1 protein-coding gene is annotated in these 1,231 nt (G+C 53.1%); it reads left to right on the top strand.

The window, feature by feature from the left end:
- Positions 1–62 precede the first annotated feature (62 nt).
- A protein-coding gene (locus ABX75_RS27990; protein WP_088500423.1) for an IS3 family transposase occupies positions 63–1,213 on the top strand; the annotation gives its coding sequence in 2 pieces (ribosomal slippage) (positions 63–297 and positions 297–1,213; 1,152 coding nt in all).
- Positions 1,214–1,231: the final 18 nt, after the last annotated feature.

Below are 1,231 nucleotides of genomic sequence, written 5' to 3' on the forward strand. Positions count from 1 at the left end.
TGAATCGCCCCTAGTTTCGTAGACACCTCCAAGCCTTAAAATGAGGCCCATTAGGAGGTGCCATGAGCAACCAGCGATATCCCGAAGAATTCAAAATCCAGGCGGTCAAACAAGTGACCGAAAAGAAGCTTCCTGTTTCGGAGGTGGCTGCACGATTGGGTGTGTCCGTGCACAGCCTCTATGCCTGGGTTAAGCGCTACACCAAGCCCCAGGAACAGCGCGTTGAGGAGGATGATCAGAGCGCTGAGGTTCGTCGTCTACGGGCCGAGCTGAAACGGGTGACGGAGGAGCGAGACATCTTAAAAAAGGCCGCCGCGTACTTTGCCAAGGAGTGCGGCTGAAGTACGCCTTTATTAAGCAGCAAGCGGGTCATTACGCGATTCGACGGCTTTGCCTGACGCTCAAGGTTCATCCCAGCGGCTACTACGCGTGGCTATCAGAACCAAAATCTGCGCGAGCCAAGGACGATCAGCGACTGCTTGGACTGATCAAACACTCCTGGTTGGAAAGCGGTGGTGTTTATGGCTATCGCAAGATCCATGATGACCTGCGAGAGGTTGGTGAGAGCTGTGGCCGTCACCGGGTAGCTAGGTTGATGCGCCTTGAAGGTTTACGTTCTCAGACTGGGTATCGACGGAGGCCGGGAAAATATGGCGGTAAACCAGCCGTTGCCTCACCGAACTTACTGAAGCGCCAATTCGATGTCAGAGAACCCAACAAAGTCTGGGTCACAGACATTACCTACATCCGAACATATGAAGGCTGGCTGTATTTGGCCGTGGTGCTCGATCTGTTTTCACGCCAGATCATTGGTTGGTCAATGAAGTCGCAGATGACCAGCGACGTAGCCATTGATGCACTGCTGATGGCGGTTTGGAGACGTAAGCCGAAGCAAGAGGTGATGATCCACTCGGATCAAGGCAGTCAGTACAGCAGCTCAGACTGGCGAAGCTTCTTGAAAGCTAACAACCTGGTAGCCAGCATGAGTCGTCGAGGTAACTGCCACGACAACGCTGTGGCGGAGAGCTTTTTCCAGCTGCTAAAGCGGGAGCGGATCAAGCGTAAAATCTACACTACACGCCAGGATGCTCGGGATGATGTGTTCGATTACATCGAGATGTTTTACAACCCAAAACGACGCCACAGTTTCAACAATCAGCTGTCACCGGTAGAGTTTGAAAAGCGTTACGCAGCGAGCCTGGAGAGTGTCTAGGAAACCCGGGGCGATTCA

Source organism: Pseudomonas sp. ARP3 (genome assembly GCF_001029595.1).
GTDB lineage: Bacteria > Pseudomonadota > Gammaproteobacteria > Pseudomonadales > Pseudomonadaceae > Aquipseudomonas > Aquipseudomonas rhodesiae.